The sequence below is a fragment of the Azospirillum sp. UFLA03-27 genome (assembly GCF_059803775.1).
On the sequence record NZ_JAUQTX010000138.1, the window covers coordinates 1 to 17,854 of the forward strand.

Here is a 17,854-nt window from a genome sequence, read left to right on the forward strand (position 1 = left end):
TGTATAAGAGACAGGCCCAGCGCCGGGCCAAGGACGCGCCGCCGACCGGCTTCGCCGACTTCGCCACCATCGCGCTCGACGGCGCGGCGTACCGCCACCCCGGGCGCGACGGCACCGGCTCCTTCACCGTCGGTCCCATCGACCTGAGGGTGGAGCGCGGCGACGTCGTCTTCGTCACCGGCCACAACGGCGCCGGCAAGAGCACGCTGATCCACATGCTGCTCGGCCTCTACCCGGCGCAGCGCGGCAACCTGACGGTGGACGGCGCGGTGGTGACGGCGGACACGCTGGGCTCCTACCGCGACCTGTTCTCCGTTGTCTTCTCCGACAACCACGTCACCCGCCAGCTCTACGGCGCGGTGTCGCTGGAGGACGGCTTCGCCGACGAGCTGCTCGACCTGCTGGAGATGTCCGACAAGGTGGCGGTGGAGGACCGCGCCTTCACGACGGTGGACCTGTCGCAGGGGCAGAAGAAGCGCCTCGCGCTGGCCGCCGCCCTGCTGGAGCGCAAGCCCGTGCTGGTGCTCGACGAATGGGCGGCCGACCAGTCCCCCTATTTCCGGCGGAAATTCTACCGCGAGATCATTCCCTGGATGAAGGCGCGCGGCATCACCGTGATCGCCGTGACCCACGACGACGCGTATTTCGACGCCGCCGACGTGCAAATCCAGGTCGAGCAGGGCGGTATCCGCCGGCTCGACACCCCCGCCCTTCCGGCCCCCGGCCTGTTGCCCGCCTGATCCAGACCAGCGGATCGGGGCCAGCGGATCGGAGCCACCAACCGAACCCTCCCCTCCCCCAGACGCGAGACCGAGGCACACCATGATCCTTCTCACCGGCGGCACCGGCTTTCTCGGTGGTTCCTTCTACCTCGACGCCGTCAAGAATGGGACCGCGGCGGACTGCCTGCTGCTGATCCGCGGCGCCGACGAGGCCGCCTGCCGCGCCCGTCTCGCCACCAACCTGATGCGTTGCGTCGACCGCGCCACGGCCCAGGCCTACGCCGATCTCTGCCAGATCATCCCGGGCGACCTGCAGTCGCTGGCGACCAGCGCCGACCCGCGGCTGGACGCGGTGACCCACATCGTCCACGTCGCCGCCGACACCTCCTTCGACAGCCGCCATTCGGTCTGGCAGATCAACGTCGACGGCACGCTGGCGCTGGCCGCCCGCGCGCGGCGCATGAAGCACCTGCAGCGCTTCCTGCACATCGGCACCGCCTTCTGCTGTGGCGAGACGCCGTGGCTGGAGATGGTCGAGGAGGCTCCGGCCCCCGGCCACGACACGCCGCACATCGTCGAATACACCCGCAGCAAGGCCGCGGCCGAGCGCGCCCTGGCCGCCGGCTTCCCCGACCTGCCGATCGTCGTCTGCCGCCCGTCGATCGTCGTCGGCCACACCACGATGGGCGTGCGCCCGAGCGCCAGCATCTTCTGGTTCTTCCGGCTGGTCGACCGCACCGGCGTCCTGCCCTGCTCGCCGGACGGCTTCATCGACATCGTCCCGGTGGACTGGGCCTCGGCCCGGCTGCACGACCTGCTGCGCAAGCCCGACCTCAAGCACAGCCTCTACCACATCTCCGCCGGCCTCGGCAGCCGGACGCTGTGGAGCGACTTCCAGGCCGCCTTCGCCGCGCACGGCCATGAGGGCACCCGCCCCTACAGCTTCTTCGACCCGAAGGGTCCGGAAGGCTGGAAGCCCTTCGACCGTGCCTTCCGCCTGGCCTTCCCGCAGCGCGACATCCTGCACCGGACGATGATGGCGGGCGGGCGCAAGTACCACCGCTTCACCGCCCAGGACATCGCCTTCGACAACAGCCGCCTGCTGGCCGAGGGCTTCACTCCGCCGCCGCGCTTCGCCGACTACATCGGCGTCTGCCTGACCAACCCCGGCACGACCATCGCCGAGCAGTTCGTCGACGACGCCGCCAGCTTCGAGTTCGACGAGTCGCTGGCCCCGGCCACCGCCGCCGCCTGAACCCCATCGCCGGAGAAGGACGCCATGCCGCTCCTCATCGCCACCCGCCTCGCCTCCAGCCCGATCCACGGGCTGGGGCTCTTCGCCGAGGAGGCGGTCGCCGCCGGCACGCCGGTGTGGGCGTTTGACGCCCGCATCGACCGCCTGCTGGCGTCCGACGACGCCGTGCTGGCCGAGTTTCCGCAGGTCGCCCGGCTGCTCGACTTCCACGGCTGCGTGATCGAGGGGGTCGGCGTCCTTCTGCCGGGGGACGACGCCCGGTTCCTCAACCACGCGGATGGTCCGTCCATCGGGCGGGCCGATCCCGGCGACTGGCGGCGCTTCGTGGCCCGCCGCGCCATCGCCGCCGGGGAGGAGATCACCTGCAACTATGAGGACATCTGCGCCGACGTGCGCGAGGCCGGGGCGGCGCTCTACCTGACTGGGGCCGGAGCAGGGGAATGACCACGCCCGCGGCGCGCCCTCCCCTGCGGACCAGCTTCGTCGAGCCGACCGCCCTGACGCCGGAGCGCCGGGCGGCGATGTTCGTCCTGCTCAGCGTCTGGTTCGAAGGCTACGGCGAGGATTATTTCAACGAGGAGCTGGAAGACCTCGACCACTGCGTGCTCCAAGAGGACGCCGGGACCGGGGAGCTGGTCGGCTTCGCCACCGTCTACCGGCAGGCGGCGGAGATCGGCGGCACCGCCGTCGGCGCCTTCCACACCGCACACTGCATCCTGGAGCGCCGCTTCTGGGGGTCGAACGAGCTGGTGCGCTCGATGGTCGCCGAGATGGTCGCCCGCGCCCGCGCCGACCGCTCGGGACGCCTGTGGTACTGGAGCTACAGCGCGGTCGGCTACCGCTCCTACCGCTACATGCCGATGCTGTTCGTCCGCCACACGCCGCACCCGGACCAGCCCCCCGACGACCTCGACCGGGCGTTCCGCGACCACATCGGGCGGGAGTGCTTCGCCCAGTACTACGACGCCGACACCGGCACTGTGGACTGGCAGTGGCAGGGCTACGGCCTGACCGAGGAGGCCCGCGCCATCAGCGAGGCCAAGCTGGACAGCCCGGCCGTCGCCCAGTTCCGCCGCATCAACCCGCGCTGGGCCGACAGCGTGGAAATCCTCTGCCTCACCCGGCTGGAGGACGACAACCTCACCGCCTTCGGCCGCCGCTGGTTCTGTACCAGCCCTCTCCCCTCTGGGGAGAGGGTGCCCGCGAAGCGGGCGGGTGAGGGGGTTGCGCGTGGCGCCGCGTTCGGCAAAAGCGCAACCCCCTCACCCTAACCCTCTCCCCGGAGGGGAGAGGGAATACCAAAACATCGCCCCCGCAAGCCTCGACCCTGGAATGACGACGCCCATGAACACCTTGTCTCTTCGCGCCGCCGCTCTCGCCGGCACCGCCTTCGCCGCCCTGACGTCGGCCCCGGCCCTGGCCGAGCCGAGCTTCGACCTGATCCTCGGCGGCGACGCCTATTTCCAGGGCGCCTACATCCGCCAGGACCAGGACGACGGCCTGCGCTCGCGCGAGTTCGCCAACCGCTACCGTCTGGTCGTCACCCCGACGGCCACCGCCGACAACGGCCTGACCTACGGCGCGCGGCTGCGCATCGTGGCGGGCAACGGCGATCCGACCGTCTCGACCCGCAACATCGAGAACGACCGCGCCTTCCTCTTCGCCAACGGCGCCTTCGGCACGATCCAGGCCGGCGTCATTAACGGCCTGTCGGACGAATACGGGATGATCGGCCCGAACGTCGAGGGCGTGGCCGGCAGCCCGGACAGCAACGGCATCCTGTTCCTGAACGGCTCGACCACCTTCGCCGCCCTGCCGCTGGCCGCCACCAGCATGCGCACGCTGATCGCCTACGACACCGGGACCAAGTTCGTCTACATCACGCCGAGCTTCGGCGGCCTGTCGGCGGCGGTGTCCTACATGCCGCGCAGCGGCGACTCCAACAGCTCGGTCAACCGCCGCACGACCGACGCGCTGGGCGACCTGCTGTCCTTCCGCGACGTGGTCGAGGCCGGCGCCGCCTTCCAGACCGCGGTCGGCGACTTCAGCATCGAGGGCAGCGCCTTCTACGCGACCGGCAAGGCGGTGCGCCAGACTGATGGCGTCGTCAGCCAGTCCTTCGAGGACCTGAACTCCGTCCATGTCGGGGCCAACGTCGGCTATGGGCCGGTGAAGGTCGGCGCCAGCTACGCCTACAGCGGCGACAGCGGCTACGCCGAGGGCCTCGCCCAGACGCGGGCGCAGCAGAACTGGATCTTCGGCGCGCAGTACAGCGCCGGGCCGCTGCTGTTCGCCGCCAACTACCTGCGGGCGCTGGGCAACGACAGCGCGACTATGTCAACGCCGAGCAAGGCGGACATCTGGCAGGGCGGCGTCACCTGGACCGTCGCCCCCGGCTTCACCGCCGGGCTGGAGTACGACTACGTTCAATCCGCCTTGCAGGCGGCCCGCCCCGACGGCGGCGACCTGAAGGACCGCGCGCACATCGTGATGCTCGACACCCGTCTGGCGTTCTGACAACGGGAACCGCTGCGGCCCCTGTTCCTGACAGGGCCGCAGCGTTTTCGCGGGGTTGGCCCCCGCTTAAATCGTTTGTTGGCACCACGGAGCGCGGTCTACCCTGGCCGCCCGAACCAACGTCAAAAGGGTGCGCCGGTGTTCGCGTTCCATCTCGCCTTTCCCATCCGGGACATCGAGGAAACCCGCCGTTTCTACGTCGATGTCCTGGGCTGCCGCGAAGGGCGCTCCACCGAGCGGTGGATCGATTTCGACTTCTTCGGCAACCAGATCTCCGCCCACCGCTCGTCCGAGCCGCGCTCGACCGAGACCAGCATGGTCGACGGCAAGGCGGTGCCCCTGCATCATTTCGGGGCGGTGCTGCCGCGCCCGGTGTGGGACGCGCTGAGGGAACGGCTGGAGGCCGCCGGGGCGACCTTCCTTCTGGAGCCGCAGATCCGCTACCCCGGCAAGCCGTCGGAGCAGGGGACCTTCTTCGTCCTCGATCCCTCCGGAAACGGGCTGGAGTTCAAGAGCTTCACCAACGACTCCGGCATGTTCGCCCAGGTCGAGGCGACCTGATCGCCAAAGGTCGAGGCGACCTGACGTACTGGAGGACAGTCTACACCGGCGGAGCGGCGTCCGGGGCCGGCGGCGCGGCGGTCTGGACCGGCGGGGCCGGCGGGGCCGCCGGCACGTCGTCGCTGCCCTCGCTGCGATCGCGGTAGAGGGCGGCGCGGGCGAGCAGCATCAGCGTGATCGGTGTGGTCACGAGCATGGAGACCGCAATCAGAATCTCGTGCAGCACCAGTCGCGACTGCAGCACGGTGAAGCACAGCATCGAGGCCAGCAGCACGAAGCCGATGCCCATGCTGGTGCCCAGCGTCGGGGCGTGGACGCGCTCGTAAAAGCTGCGCAGCCGCACGAACCCTATGGACCCGATCAGCGCCAGCGCGGAGCCGAGCAGCAGGAACAGCGCCACCGGGATCGCCGCCCAGACCGGCAGATCGGCCAGATGAGTCATTCGATCACCTCTCCGCGCATGAGGAACTTCGCCAGCGCCGCCGTCGCGACGAAGCCGAGCAGCGCGATGATCAGCGCCGCCTCGAAATAGAGCGTGCTGCCGGTGCGGATGCCGAAGGTCAGCAGCAGCATCGTGGCGTTGACGTAGAGCGTGTCGAGCCCGAGCACACGGTCCTGCGCCCGCGGCCCGCGCAGCACGCGATAGGTCGCGCAGGCCATCGCGGCGACCAGCAGGATCTGCGCCAGGAAGATCGACCAGAGCAGCAGGGTGGCGGTCATTCGAAGATCTCCATCAGGCGCTTCTCGTACCGTCCCTTGATGGTGTCGATCCAGGTGCTCTCGTCGACCAGATCGAGGATGTGGAGAAGGATGGTGTTGTTGGCGGAATTGTACTCCACCCAGATCGTTCCCGGCGTTCCCGTGATGATGCAGGCCAGCGTCGCCAGACCGTAGGGCGCGCGCATGTCCAACGGGATGTGGAGGAAGCCGGACACCCGCTCCGTCTTCCGCGGGTTGAGGATGATCTTGACGACCGCGAGGTTGGAGCGGGCGATGTCGGCGATCACCAGCGCGGCCAGCGTGAAGGCGGCGCGCGGCCGCTTCAGCCGCCCGCCCGGCGGGTCGAGCGCCCGGAAGCCCCAGAGCGCGACGGTCGCCAGGATGCCGCCCATCAGGATGGAGCCCAGCGCCACGCTCTCGGTCAGCAGCAGCCACATCGCCACAAGCGCGGCGGTCAGCAGCGGGTACGGCCACCAGCGCTTCATGGCGCGACCCCCTTGCCGGTTCCCGGCGCCGCGGTGGTCATCACCCCCTGGACGTAGCGTTCCGGTCCGTGAAGCGAGCGGGCGGTGTCCTCCATGTAGCGCATCACCGGACCGGCCTGGACGGTCAGCGCCACGCAGAGCGCCAGCAGCATCATGACCGGCGCGAGCTCGACGAGGCGCACGCGCGGCAGGTCGCCGGCGGGCGACGCCCAGAAGACGTCGATGCCGGTGCGGCTCATCGCGACCACCGTCGCCAGGCCGGACAGGATCAGCGCGGCCATCAGCGCCCAAGTGGTGAAGGGAAGCCCCTCCGCCCCCTGCGCCAGCATCGGCGCCAGGATGGCGAACTTGGCGAGGAAGCCGGACAGCGGCGGCAAGCCGGCGAGCAGCAGCGCGCAGGCCATGAAGGCAATGCCGAGGATTGCCATGATCGCCGGGATCGACACGCCGATGGCGTCGTCGTCGTCCGACTCCTCGTCCTCGCCCTCGCCGAAGGCCTCGCGCGTCACCGCCAGCACGTCGGCGCCGACCATGCGGCCGCGCTCGACCAGCTCGATCAGCAGGAACAGCCCGGCGATCGCCAGGACGGAGCTGGTCATGTAGAACAGGGCGCCGCCGGTCACCGCCACCTGCCCGGCGCCGACGGCGGCCAGCAGTGTGCCAGAGGACACCAGCACGCTCGCGCCGGCCAGCCGCGCCAGATTCTGCGTCGCCAGCACCGCGATGGAGCCGAAGGCAATGGTCAGGACGCCGCCGATCAGCAGCCAGTGCCCGCCGAACCCCGCCGAGGTCCCGGCGCTGTCGCCGAAGACCAGCAGCCAGATCCGGATGATCGCGTAGATGCCGACCTTGCTGAGGATCGAGATGATCGCGGCCGATGGCGCGCCGACCGTGGTGTAGGTGTTCGGCAGCCAGAAGCCGAGCGGCCACATGCCCGCCTTGATGAGGAAGGCGACGCCGAGGATCGCCGCCCCGGCCTCCAGCAGGCCGCGGTCCTCCGGCGCCACCGCGGCGATGCGGACGGCCAGCTCCGCCATGTTCAGCGTGCCGGACACGCCGTAGATCATGCTCACCCCGATCAGGAAGAGCAGGGACGCCGCCAGGTTGATGGCGATGTAGTGCAGCCCGGCGCGGACGCGGGCGAGGCCGGAGCCGTGCAGGGCCAGACCGTAGGAGGCGGCCAGCATGATCTCGAAGAAGACGAAGAGGTTGAACAGGTCGCCGGTCAGGAAGGCGCCGTTCAGACCCATCAGTTGGAACTGGAACAGCGAATGGAAATGGGCGCCCGCCTTCTGCCAGCGCGCCAGCGCGAAGACCAGGGCGGACAGCCCCAGGATGCCGGTCAGCACCAGCATCATCGCCGACAGCCGGTCGAGCACCAGGACGATGCCGAACAGCGACGGCCAGTCGCCCAGCCGGTAGACGCGCACGGTGGCGTCCGCCCCGGTGGCGGTGTGGTCCGTCAGATAGAGCAGCAGCACCGCCAGGGCCAGCAGCGCCGACGCCGACGCCACGCCGAGCGTGGCCTTCAGCGCCCGCCGCCGCTCGTCGATCAGCATCAACAGCGCGCCGACGAGCAGCGGGATGATGATCGGCGCGATCACCAGATGATCCATCCACCCGTTCACCGGGACTTCTCCTTACCGTCCACATGGTCGGTTCCCGTCAGGCCCCGCGCGGCGAGGAGCAGGACGAGGAACAGCGCCGTCGTCGCGAAGCTGATGACGATGGCCGTGAGGACCAGGGCCTGCGGTACCGGGTCGGCGTGGGTGGCGAGGCTGCCGGCCATGCCGCGCTCCAGCACCGGGGCCGCCCCCGTGCGCAGGCCGCCGGTCGAGAAAATGAAGAGGTTGACGGCGTAGGAGAGCAGCGACAGGCCGATGATGACCTGGAAGGTGCGGGGACGCAGCAGCAGCCAGACGCCGGAGCCCGTCAGCACCCCGATCCCGAGGGCGAGGATAAGTTCCATCAGTCGTCTCCGGTTGCGGCGGTCGGGGCGGTGGTCGGGACCGGAGCGGACGCGGGCGGCGCGCTCACTGCCGCGGCGCGCGGCGCGGCGGCGCGATGGCCGCGGACCGACTGGCGGGCCAGCGCGATCAGCGTCAGCATGGTGGCGCCGATGACCAGCGCGAACACGCCGATGTCGAACAGCAGCGCGCTGGCCGTCGGAATCTCCCCGATGAGCGGCAGGTCCGCGTAGGCGAAATAGGTGGTCAGGAAGGGCCGGCCGAACAGCAGGGCGCCCAGGCCCGTGCCGGCGGCCAGCAGGAGCCCGAGGCCCATCCAGCGCAGCGGCAGCACGCGCAGCCGCGCCTCCACCCACTGCGTGCCGCCCAGCATGTATTGCAGGATCATCGCGATTGAGCCCATCAGCCCCGCGGCGAAGCCGCCGCCGGGCAGGTCGTGGCCGCGCAGCAGCAGGAACAGCGCGACCATGCCCACCACCGGGAACAGCAGGCGCGCGATCACCGACGGGATCAGCAGCCAGTCGGCCACCGTGTCGCCTTCCCGCCGCTCCGGCCGGGCGATGTCGTAGGCGCTCTGGTCGCGCTGCTGCTCCGGCACGTCCACGCTGTCGGGGGCCGGGCGGAAGCGGCGCAGCAGCGCGTAGGCGGTCAGCGCCACCACGCCCAGCACAGCGATCTCGCCCAGCGTGTCGAAGCCGCGGAAGTCGACCAGGATCACGTTGACGACGTTGGTGCCGCCGCCCTCGGTGTAGGCGCGCTCCAGGAAATGCTGCGCCAGGATTTCCGGCGGGAAGCGGGTCATCACGCCGAAGGCCAGCCCGGCCATGCCGAGCCCGGCGGTGATGGCGATGGCGAGGTCGCGCAGGCGGCGGCCCGTCCGCATCACTTCCGACGTGCCGGTGCCGGGAAGCCGCTTGGGCAGCCAGCGCAGGCCGAGCAGCAGCAGGATCGTGGTGACGATCTCGACCAGCAGCTGGGTCAGAGCGAGGTCGGGGGCGGAGAACCAGACGAAGGTGACGCAGGTGACCAGACCGGTGCCGCCGAGCAGGATCAGCGCGGCGAGGCGGTGGAACTTGGCCTGCCACGCCGCTCCCAGCGCGCAGGCCGCACCGATCGCCCAGATCAGGGCGAGCACGGGGTCGATGCCCTGCGGCACCAGATTGCCGGGGCCGAGCCCGCGCCGGTAGACCGCCCAGCCCGCGGCCAGGATGGCGACGCAGACGACCAGACGCAGCTGGGGCTGCAGGCGCCGGGTGCCCAGCAGGCCTTCCAGCGTCCGGGCGAGGCGCCAGGACAGGAAGACCATGCTCCGCTCGAACATGCGGCGGCCTTCCAGGCGGCTGATGAAGGGCGGACCCTCGATGTTGTTCCGGAACAGCGGCTGCAGCAGGAAGTAGAGCGTCACGCCGGCCGCCAGGGCGAGCAGGCTCATCACCAGCGGCGTGTTGAAGCCGTGCCAGACCGCCAGACTGTATTCCGGGGTCGCGGCGCCGAGCGCGGCGTGGGCCGCCATGTTCAGGTACGGCCCCACGGTGGCCGCGGGCAGCAGCCCGATGATGATGCAGGCCAGCGCCAGGATCTCGACGGGCAGCCGCATCCAGGCCGGCGGCTCGTGCGGCAGGTGCGGCAGGTCCACCGGGTCGGGGCCGAAGAAGGCGCCGTGGATGAAGCGCAGCGAGTAGGCCACGGCGAAGGCGCTCGCCACCATCGCGGCGAAGGGCAGGATGTCGAGGAGGAAGGTCACGGACCCCTGGGCCGTCAGCGTCTCGGCGAAGAACATCTCCTTCGAGATGAAGCCGTTCATCAGCGGCACGCCCGCCATGGCCGCCGCCGCCACCATCGCCAGCCGCGTCGTGAAGGGCATGAAGCGGTTCAGGCCGGACAGGCGCCGGAGATCGCGGGTTCCCGTCTCATGGTCGATGATGCCGGCGGCCATGAACAGCGACGCCTTGAAGGCGGCGTGGTTGAGGATGTGGAAGATCGCCGCGACCATGGCGAGTTCGCTGTTGAGCCCGAGCAGCAGCGTGATCAGCCCGAGATGGCTGATGGTCGAATAGGCCAGAAGTCCTTTCAGGTCGTTCTGGAAGATCGCCACATAGGCCCCGATCAGCAGGGTGGCCAGACCGGCGCTGCCGACGATCCAGAACCACGCCTCCGTTCCCGCCAGCACCGGCCACAGCCGGGCCATCAGGAAGACGCCGGCCTTCACCAGGGTCGCCGAATGCAGATAGGCCGAGACGGGGGTGGGCGCCGCCATGGCGTGCGGCAGCCAGAAATGGAACGGGAACTGCGCGCTCTTGGTCAGGGCGCCCATCAGGATGAGGACGAGCGCCGGCAGGTAGAGCGCGTGCCCGCGGATCTTGTCGCCCGAGGCCAGAACGACGTCGAGGTTGTAGCTGCCGACGATGTGGCCGAGCAACAGCACCCCCGCGAACAGGCACAGCCCGCCCGTCGCCGTGATGGTCAGCGCCATGCGCGCGCCGTCGCGCGCCGCCGCCGTGTGGTGCCAATAGCCGATCAGCAGGAAGGAGAAGAGGCTGGTCAGCTCCCAGAAGAAGGCGAGCTGGATCAGGTTGCCGGAGAGCACCACCCCCGTCATCGACCCCATGAAGGCCAGCAGGAACGCGAAGAAGCGCGGGACCGGGTCGTCGGCCGACATGTAATAGCGCGCGTAGAGCACGACGAGCGCGCCGACCCCGAACACCAGCCCGGCGAACAGCCAAGCGAAGCCGTCCATCCGCAATGTGAGGTCGAGGCCGAGCGACGGCATCCAGGCCATCGAATGGCGGATCACCCCGCCCGCCGCCACCGTCGGGTAGGCTGCCCACACCAGACCCAGCCCGATGATCGCGATCGCACCGGCCAGCCACGCCGCGGTGTTGCGCGCGTGCGTCGGCAGCATCCCGGCGACGATCGCGCCAACAAACGGAAGGCCGGTGGCGGCCAGGAGCAACAGGGCGTCGGACATGGTCTGTGACAAAGGGGGTCTCGGGCAATCGGAGGGGCCAAAATGCTGAGAACTGGCGGCTTTACGAATATAGGAAGGATGGAGGTCCCTCGCCGCGCCGGCCGGACGTCGTCAGGTCAGAAATCGTCGTCGTCAAGCTCCCGTTCGGCGTTGGGGGGAAGCGCCTGACGGACGAGCTGCACCACCGCGTCGGGCGTCTCCGCCTGACGCAGCTTGCGCAGGGATTGCGGATCGCGCAGGGCCTGGCAGATCTCGCCCATGACGGGGAGCAGGCCCTTGCGGGTCGCGGTCGGCCAGAGGACGAGGAAGAACAGGTCCACCGGCTCGTCGTCGCGGGCCTCGAAATCGATGGGTTTGCGGAGCCGCGCGAACAGCACCAGCGGGCTCTCGGTCCCACGCAGCTCCGTATGGGGAAGCGCCACACCCTTGCCCAGCGCCGTGGAGCCGATGTGCTCCCGCGCCTGCAGGGCCTTGAGAATCTCCTCCTTGGGGGCCGCGATGCGGCTGGACGCCTCGGTGGCGAGAAGGTCGAGCAGGGTTTCCTTGTTGGCCGGCCCTGCATCGAGAATGACGTTGTGTGCGGACAAGAGGTCCGAGATGTTCATTCCTGTCTCCATGGGTGGCAAACCTTCCGTCTCCTGTCCCGACCGTCCGCGGTCCGTGCCGGGATGGCCGTGAACCAACAGACTTCCAATCAAATTCAGCACGCCTTGTCCACGACGCCAATCGCCGCCGGGACCGGTGGCCGCCCCACTCCACGGACACGCAGCGCCGGCAGGGCCCGCGCTTCGCAACACACCTCGTTCCTTTCCCACCCTTGCCGCAGGCTCCACACCCATTTTGGGAATGGAATCGCGCCCCGCAAGTGGCGGGGGTGCCATCCATCTACGTCTTGGCCGCGGCTGTAATCCCACAATCCGTGCTGCGGGGGCGAAAAAGCGGATGGGCGGGCCAAGACGATGCCGCCTGGAGGGCCGATCCGGGAAAGACACGGAAGCCTGAAAATTATCAAGGGCTTGCGCCCATGGGGGACGCCCCGCCCTCCCCCGCGCCATGGGGAAAGGGCGGGGCGGTGCCGTCCCGTCCTTACGCGAGCATCCGCACCGGCTCGCCGGCGTGCCACGCGAGGATGTCGTCCAGCGCGTCGCGGTAGAAGACGTCGTAGTTCTCGCGTGTGACATAGCCCAGATGCGGCGTCAGCACCGTGTTCGGTGCCTCCAGCCAGGGGCTGTCCACCGGCAGCGGCTCCACCGGGAAGACGTCCAGACCGGCGCCCGCGATGCGGTGTTCGTGCAGGGCTGCCAGCAGGGCGTCCCCATCCACCAGACCGGCGCGCGAGGTGTTCACGAAGAAGGCCGAGGGCTTCATCGCGTCGATGTCGTCCGCCCCGACCACGCCCCGCGTCCGCTCGCCCAGAACCAGATGGACACTGACGATGTCGGAGGTGGCGAACAGGTCGCGCTTGTCCAGCCGGGCGACACCCGCGGCGGCGGCCCGCTCGTCGGTCAGGTTGGGGCTCCAGGCCGCGACCTCCATCCCGAAGGCTTGGCCGACCCGCGCCACCTGGGTGCCCAGCTTGCCCAGCCCGACGAGGCCGAGGCGCCTGCCGGCCAGCCCCTGCGTCAGGCCGGCCTGCCAGCGCCCGGCGCGCAGGCCGCGCTCCTCCTGCGGGATGCGCTTGACCAGCGCCAGGATCAGGCCCCAGGTCAGTTCCGCCGTCGGGGTGCCGACCATGCCGGTCCCGCAGACGGTGATGCCGCGGGCCTTGCAGGCCTCCAGATCGATGGCGTTGTTGCGGCCTCCCGTGGTGACGAGAAGCCGCAGGTTCGGCAGCGCATCGATCAGCGACGCGGGGAACGGCGTGCGTTCCCGCATGATCACCAGAACGCTGTAGGGGGCGAGCGTGCCCGCCACCTCCTCCGCCGGGATCGGCCGTTCGAAGACCGTCAGCGCGCTGCCGTTGGGCAGGCGATGCCATTCCGCCAGATCGCGCGCGACGTTCTGGTAATCGTCGAGGATGGCGATCTTCATCACGGCTTCGCGAAATAGGGCGCCAGATTGGCCCGGATGCGCTCCACCGCCGGCGTGACTTCCGTGGGAACCTGGAAGGTCTGACCGGTGATGGTCTCGAACGCCTCGATGTAGATGCGGGCGGCCTCAAGCACGACCTCCGCCGGGATTTCCGGGATGGCGTCCTTGTAGGGGTCGCAGCGCTGGGTCACCCAGCTCCGCACGAAGTCCTTGTCGAAGCTCTCCGGGCGCTGCCCGGCCTCGTACCGCTCCGGATAGCTGGCGGCGAACCAGTAGCGGCTGCTGTCCGGCGTGTGGATCTCGTCGGCCAGGATGATGTTGCCGGCCTCGTCGAAGCCGAACTCGTACTTGGTGTCCACCAGGATCAGGCCACGCGCCGCCGCGATCTCGCGCCCGCGGGCGAACAGGGCCAGCGCCTTTTCCGTCACCTCGTCCCACTGCGCCTGGGTCAGCAGCCCGCGCTCCACGATCTGGGCGGCGGTCAGCTCCTCGTCATGGCCGGCGTCGAACGCCTTGGTGGTCGGGGTGATGATCGTTTCCGGCAGCTTCTGATTCTCGCGCAGCCCGTCGGGGAAGACGTGGCCGTACATCTCCCGCCGGCCCTTCTTGTACATCGTCCACAACGAGGTGCCGGTGGTGCCGGCCAGATAGTCGCGGACCACGATCTCCACCGGCATGATGGTCAGCCGCTTGGCGACCACGACGTTGGGGTCCGGGTATTCCAGGACGTGGTTCGGGCAGAGGTCCTTGGTAGCCTCGAACCAGTAGCGGGCGATCTGGGTCAGCACCTGCCCCTTGAAGGGGATGGCGGTCAGGATGATGTCGAAGGCCGACAGCCGGTCGGTGGCGATGATGACGCGCCGCCCGTCGGGAAGGTCGTAATTCTCGCGCACCTTGCCCCGGTAGTGGTTGGGCAGCTCGGGAATGGCGGCGTCCTTGACGACGTTGGACAGATGCGGAGCAAGCTGAGCGGTATCGACCATGGTTCCAGATCCGGCAAAAGGGAGGCGCATGATAGCGCAATCGCCGCGCGGGGCCAGCGCGGTTATAGTCCCGAATCCGGGGAATGGGGACATCCGATGCGGGAAACGGAAGAAATTCAACTCTGTTATGCCGACCTGCGCGGGCTGGCGCACCGGCTGGAGGTGTTCCGCGCCCTGCTCTCCCCCGACGAGGCGGCGCGGGCCGCCCGTTTCGCGACGGAGGAGCTGCGCACCCGCTGCGCGCTGCGGCGCGGGCTGCTGCGCCATCTGCTCGGGCGGGCGACGGGCCGCGACCCGGCGAGTCTGGTCTTCGCCTACGGGCCGATGGGCAAGCCCGCCCTCCCCGGCGGCCCGGCCTTCAACCTCGCCGACTGCAAGGATCACGTGCTGATCGCCATCGCCCCCGTCGAGAGGGTGGAACTGGGGGTGGACGTCGAGCGGCTGCGGTCCGTGGCGGACGCCGCCGGAATCGCCGAGCGCTTCTTCGCGCCGGAGGAGCGCGCCGCCTTCGCCGCCCTGCCCGAGGCGCTGCGGGACGAGGCGTTCCTGAACGGCTGGACCCGCAAGGAGGCCTTCATCAAGGCGACCGGCCAGGGGCTGTCCACGCCGCTCGACCGCTTCGCGGTGGAGCTGACGCCGGGCCGCCCCGCCCGCCTGCTCAGCCTGGACGGCGCGCTGGAGGCCGGACGTGCCACGGACTGGTCGCTGTTCGACCTGCGCCCGGCGCCGGGGCTGGTCGGCGCGCTGGCGGTGCGCGGCGACGGCTGGCGCCCCGTGTTCCGCCCGCTGGACGAGGCGTTCAGCGCTTGACGATTTCCCAGGCGATGCGCGCCGGCTCCTCGCCCAGCTCCGCGGAGCCGATGACGATTTCGCCGCGCGGCGGCAGCGGCAACGGTTCGCCGGCCTTCAGCCGCCGCGGCTCCGCCACCCCCGGCACGGCGATCTGGGTGCCGTTGCGGCTGAGATCCTCCACCACGAAGACCCCGTCCTGGCGCGACACCGCCGCGTGCCGCCGCGAGGCCGAGGCGATGTCCAGGACGAACTGGCATTGCGACGAGCGCCCGATGACGAGCTGGGTCCCGTCCTCCGGAATCGCCCGCGTCTGGCCGCGCCAGAACAACACCAGCCGCTCCGCCGCCACCTTCGGGACGTCGATCAGAATCGTCTCCTGGGTCGCCCGCGTCACGGCGGCAACCGCCGGAGCGGCCAGCAGGGGGATGCCGAGCGACCGTTCGGCGTCCGGAATCGCGGCGATCTTGGCGATCAGCCCCTCGGCCAGCGCGCGGGGGATACCGGCGGCGCGCAGGCGGCGGCCCAGACCGCTGCGCACGTCGTCCGTGCTGACGCCGGGGGCGACCAGCTCGCGGGCCGAGGTGATGCTCTCGAACTCGGTGGCGACCTGCCGGATCAGGACGCTGAGCTTGGTGCGCCCGAAGGGGCTGGTGGCAAGGTCCAACAGATAGCCGATGCGCTGGGCCGGCGCCGGCAGGCGGGTGGCCAGACGCTGCACCGCCATGTCGAAGGACGCGTCCTGCCCACCGGAACTCCACACCGTCTTGGCCCGCCGGGTCAGCGCCTCCGCCATGCCGGCGCCGCCCAGGAAGCCGTCGAAGTTGGTCAGCCGGTCGACGACGACGCCGAAGGCCTTGCCCTCCGCGGCGGTGCCGGTGCGGGTCAGCGGGGTCAGGCCGGCCAGACCGCCCTGGATGCGGCGCAGCAGCGCTTTGCGCGTCTCGTCGAAGCCGCCACCGCCCAGCGCGTTGGACAGGGCCAGCAGTTCGTCGGTGTGGGGCAACCGGTCGTCGAGGTCGCCGTGCACCGCCGCGATCAGGCTATGCAGCGCCGCCCCCAGGTCGGGCGCGTAGCCGATCAGCGCGCGCACCGGCTCCCGCCCGTCCACCGTCTCCGCCAGCATCTGGTCGAGCAGGCGGCGGTTCGCCTCCTCCTCCCCGTCCTCGCGGTGGAAGCGCAGCAGCGCCTTGACCTTGCCGGGCCAGTCGCGGCAGGGCTCCAGCACCGCGGCGAAGGCGTGGGTGACCAGCCGGTCGCGCTCCTCCGGCGGGCGCTCCGCCGCCGCTGCCAGCAGGCCGCCCACCCCGCCGCGGGCCAGCGCCGCGTCGAAGGGCGCCAGCGTGTCCGACGCCTGCGCCATCTCCTTCAGCCGGGTGAACATCCGCATGAGCTGGTCGTGGCGGTCGAACGGCTTCACCCCCAGCAACGGCGCCTGGAGGGTGGCGAGCCGGCTGACCGCCGGGTTGAACAGCAGAGCCTCCCGCTCGAAATAGCGCAGCGGGTAGTAGCGGTGGAGCTGCTCGGCCGGGATCACCGCCTGATCGTCCCAATAGCCGCGCAGCAGGCGCAGCAGCAGCATCCGGCTCTCGTAGGAAAAGAGCTGAAGCGCGTCGGTGCAGAGATTGGCGGGGCCGACGTCGGCCTCGTCGATGGGGGAGATGGTGGTCGGCTTCCCGCCACCGGAGGTGGACTTCTGGAAGATGACCTCTTCCTTGCCCGCCTGATTTACCTTCAAAATCCGGACAACCGGAAATTTCGCAAGACGAAGCAAATACGCCGCGCGTTCCCGGGCCGCGGCCTCGTCGGGAAAGACCCCGTCGATGTTGGGTTTTCCGCCTTGGTCGACGACCACTTCGAACGTGAGGCTGCGGCGCCGTGACATCATGGGCTTTTCAGCTCTTTCCCCAGAGGCGTGGCGTCTTTTGAGGACTTCATCGTACGGTAAGCGGATTTTCCGCGCAGCAAGATTCCTGGGCCGCCCCCGGCCCGACCAACGATTGGCGCGGATGCGGGGCGGCGCGTTGCGCTAGACTGCCCGCCATGCGGATTCCGACCTTCTCCATCCTGCTCCTGCTGGCCTGCGTCACCGCGGTGTCGGCCTGCGCGTCCCCCTATGGCGCCACCGGTCCGGACGACCGGGCGGCGATCGCCCGCAACGGCTTTTCCACCGATGACGTCGGCTACGTGCTGTTCGATCCGGAAGGCGGCGCGGTCCTGGCGGAGCGGCAGCCGGCCAAGCCCTTCGCCCCGGCCTCGGTCGCCAAGCTGCCGGCGATGGCCGCCGCCCTGGCGGTGCTGGGGCCGGAGCACCGGTTCGAGACCACGCTGCACGTCACGGGGCGGCTGGGAGACGGCGTGCTCGACGGCGACCTGATCCTGAAGGGCGGCGGCGACCCGTCGCTGTCCAGCGAAGGGCTGACGGAGCTGCTGCGCGACCTCGGCGCGCTGGGCGTTACGCGGGTGACCGGGCGCTTCCTCTACGACACCTCCGCCCTGCCCGAGATGCCGGAGATCGACGCCGGCCAGCCCTGGACCGCCGGCTACAACACCGGGGTCGGGGCGCTGTCGCTCAACTTCAACCGCTTCCGCTTCGACTGGGCGCGCCCCGCCGCCGCCGGGCAGCCGGTGCGGGTCAGCGCGTGGTCGGTGTCCGACGCCGGGCGCGTGCCGCTGGACAGCGTGACGGTGCAGTTGGGTACAGGGGCCGGGGCCGCCTTCACCCCGCTCGCCGCCGCGGACAGGCAGCCGGCCAATGGCGAACCGGAGGGCGAGCGCTGGCGCTTCGCCCCGCAGCCGGGCATGGCGGCCAGCCCTGTCTCTTATACACATCTGACGCTGCCGACGATTATACGC

General features: G+C 70.0%; 18 protein-coding genes. 8 read left to right on the forward strand and 10 right to left on the reverse strand.

Translation table 11 applies throughout. The annotated features are described in order from the left end of the window. The 6 genes from Q4I23_RS19775 to Q4I23_RS19800 all read left to right on the forward strand — a co-directional run. On the forward strand, positions 1-740 hold a 740-nt coding region (locus Q4I23_RS19775; protein ID WP_498527314.1), incomplete at its 5' end, for an ATP-binding cassette domain-containing protein. Positions 741-822: 82 nt separating this feature from the next. Beyond that, positions 823-1,977, forward strand: coding sequence for an SDR family oxidoreductase (locus Q4I23_RS19780; protein WP_498527315.1), 1,155 nt, complete (start codon positions 823-825; stop codon positions 1,975-1,977). 24 nt (positions 1,978-2,001) lie between these two features. Next, complete coding sequence (locus Q4I23_RS19785; RefSeq protein WP_498527316.1) at positions 2,002-2,421, forward strand: SET domain-containing protein; 420 nt, start codon at positions 2,002-2,004, stop codon at positions 2,419-2,421. Then, positions 2,418-3,248 carry a hypothetical protein gene (locus tag Q4I23_RS19790; protein ID WP_498527317.1) on the forward strand — a complete coding sequence of 277 codons (831 nt, stop codon included), beginning with the start codon at positions 2,418-2,420 and terminating at the stop codon, positions 3,246-3,248. Before Q4I23_RS19785 ends, Q4I23_RS19790 begins: the two co-directional genes overlap by 4 nt. 73 nt (positions 3,249-3,321) lie before the next feature. Then, positions 3,322-4,494, forward strand: a complete 1,173-nt coding sequence (locus tag Q4I23_RS19795; protein WP_498527318.1) for a porin — start codon at positions 3,322-3,324, stop codon at positions 4,492-4,494. A 138-nt stretch (positions 4,495-4,632) separates the two neighbouring features. Continuing rightward, the gene (locus tag Q4I23_RS19800) at positions 4,633-5,055 is read left to right on the forward strand and encodes a VOC family protein (protein ID WP_476959770.1); all 423 of its coding nucleotides are present in this window, start codon (positions 4,633-4,635) and stop codon (positions 5,053-5,055) included. A gap of 40 nt (positions 5,056-5,095) precedes the next feature. On the opposite strand, the gene mnhG is transcribed toward Q4I23_RS19800, so the two are convergent. From mnhG to Q4I23_RS19845, 9 genes are all read right to left on the reverse strand, one after another. Continuing rightward, positions 5,096-5,497 (reverse strand): monovalent cation/H(+) antiporter subunit G, encoded by a 402-nt coding sequence (gene mnhG, locus Q4I23_RS19805; protein ID WP_174441420.1) that lies wholly within the window; start codon positions 5,495-5,497, stop codon positions 5,096-5,098. Further along, positions 5,494-5,775, reverse strand: coding sequence for a K+/H+ antiporter subunit F (locus Q4I23_RS19810; protein ID WP_145626980.1), 282 nt, complete (start codon positions 5,773-5,775; stop codon positions 5,494-5,496). Before Q4I23_RS19810 ends, mnhG begins: the two co-directional genes overlap by 4 nt. Continuing rightward, a complete protein-coding gene (locus Q4I23_RS19815; RefSeq protein WP_476959768.1) occupies positions 5,772-6,260 on the reverse strand; it encodes a Na+/H+ antiporter subunit E in 489 nt (162 codons plus the stop codon). The genes Q4I23_RS19810 and Q4I23_RS19815 overlap by 4 nt, the downstream gene beginning before the upstream one ends. Further along, a complete protein-coding gene (locus Q4I23_RS19820; protein WP_498527319.1) occupies positions 6,257-7,888 on the reverse strand; it encodes a monovalent cation/H+ antiporter subunit D in 1,632 nt (543 codons plus the stop codon). The genes Q4I23_RS19815 and Q4I23_RS19820 overlap by 4 nt, the downstream gene beginning before the upstream one ends. Further along, on the reverse strand, positions 7,885-8,229 hold the full coding sequence (locus Q4I23_RS19825) for a Na+/H+ antiporter subunit C (protein ID WP_014197933.1): 345 nt from the start codon (positions 8,227-8,229) through the stop codon (positions 7,885-7,887). Before Q4I23_RS19825 ends, Q4I23_RS19820 begins: the two co-directional genes overlap by 4 nt. Beyond that, entirely contained in the window at positions 8,229-11,207 is a 2,979-nt protein-coding gene (locus Q4I23_RS19830; protein ID WP_498527320.1) for a monovalent cation/H+ antiporter subunit A, read from the reverse strand. The genes Q4I23_RS19825 and Q4I23_RS19830 overlap by 1 nt, the downstream gene beginning before the upstream one ends. Before the next feature lie 104 nt (positions 11,208-11,311). Continuing rightward, positions 11,312-11,800 (reverse strand): PTS sugar transporter subunit IIA, encoded by a 489-nt coding sequence (locus Q4I23_RS19835; RefSeq protein ID WP_498527321.1) that lies wholly within the window; start codon positions 11,798-11,800, stop codon positions 11,312-11,314. Between the two features lie 481 nt (positions 11,801-12,281). Next, positions 12,282-13,226: a D-2-hydroxyacid dehydrogenase family protein gene (locus tag Q4I23_RS19840; protein WP_498527322.1), complete on the reverse strand. Its 945-nt coding sequence runs from the start codon at positions 13,224-13,226 to the stop codon at positions 12,282-12,284. Beyond that, a complete protein-coding gene (locus Q4I23_RS19845; RefSeq protein WP_014197936.1) occupies positions 13,226-14,209 on the reverse strand; it encodes a phosphoribosylaminoimidazolesuccinocarboxamide synthase in 984 nt (327 codons plus the stop codon). The genes Q4I23_RS19840 and Q4I23_RS19845 overlap by 1 nt, the downstream gene beginning before the upstream one ends. A 96-nt stretch (positions 14,210-14,305) precedes the next feature. Between Q4I23_RS19845 and Q4I23_RS19850 the strand changes: the two genes are divergently transcribed. Further along, a complete protein-coding gene (locus Q4I23_RS19850; RefSeq protein WP_498527323.1) occupies positions 14,306-15,019 on the forward strand; it encodes a 4'-phosphopantetheinyl transferase family protein in 714 nt (237 codons plus the stop codon). Here Q4I23_RS19850 and Q4I23_RS19855 read toward each other — a convergent pair. Beyond that, positions 15,009-16,736: an FHA domain-containing protein gene (locus Q4I23_RS19855; protein WP_498527324.1), complete on the reverse strand. Its 1,728-nt coding sequence runs from the start codon at positions 16,734-16,736 to the stop codon at positions 15,009-15,011. The genes Q4I23_RS19850 and Q4I23_RS19855 overlap by 11 nt on opposite strands. Positions 16,737-17,041: 305 nt before the next feature. Here Q4I23_RS19855 and Q4I23_RS19860 point away from each other — a divergent pair. Beyond that, a partial coding sequence (locus tag Q4I23_RS19860; RefSeq protein WP_498527325.1) for a D-alanyl-D-alanine carboxypeptidase occupies positions 17,042-17,854 on the forward strand: 813 nt, incomplete at its 3' end.

Bases quoted from the DNA above. Each gene is read 5' to 3' on its own strand.
- mnhG (WP_174441420.1), bottom strand. From the start codon at position 5,497: ATGACTCATCTGGCCGATCTGCCGGTCTGGGCGGCGATCCCGGTGGCG.
- Q4I23_RS19850 (WP_498527323.1), top strand. From the start codon at position 14,306: ATGCGGGAAACGGAAGAAATTCAACTCTGTTATGCCGACCTGCGCGGG.
- Q4I23_RS19845 (WP_014197936.1), bottom strand. From the start codon at position 14,209: ATGGTCGATACCGCTCAGCTTGCTCCGCATCTGTCCAACGTCGTCAAG.
- Q4I23_RS19810 (WP_145626980.1), bottom strand. From the start codon at position 5,775: ATGACCGCCACCCTGCTGCTCTGGTCGATCTTCCTGGCGCAGATCCTG.
- Q4I23_RS19840 (WP_498527322.1), bottom strand. From the start codon at position 13,226: ATGAAGATCGCCATCCTCGACGATTACCAGAACGTCGCGCGCGATCTG.
- Q4I23_RS19815 (WP_476959768.1), bottom strand. From the start codon at position 6,260: ATGAAGCGCTGGTGGCCGTACCCGCTGCTGACCGCCGCGCTTGTGGCG.
- Q4I23_RS19780 (WP_498527315.1), top strand. From the start codon at position 823: ATGATCCTTCTCACCGGCGGCACCGGCTTTCTCGGTGGTTCCTTCTAC.
- Q4I23_RS19795 (WP_498527318.1), top strand. From the start codon at position 3,322: ATGAACACCTTGTCTCTTCGCGCCGCCGCTCTCGCCGGCACCGCCTTC.
- Q4I23_RS19835 (WP_498527321.1), bottom strand. From the start codon at position 11,800: ATGAACATCTCGGACCTCTTGTCCGCACACAACGTCATTCTCGATGCA.
- Q4I23_RS19790 (WP_498527317.1), top strand. From the start codon at position 2,418: ATGACCACGCCCGCGGCGCGCCCTCCCCTGCGGACCAGCTTCGTCGAG.
- Q4I23_RS19825 (WP_014197933.1), bottom strand. From the start codon at position 8,229: ATGGAACTTATCCTCGCCCTCGGGATCGGGGTGCTGACGGGCTCCGGC.
- Q4I23_RS19785 (WP_498527316.1), top strand. From the start codon at position 2,002: ATGCCGCTCCTCATCGCCACCCGCCTCGCCTCCAGCCCGATCCACGGG.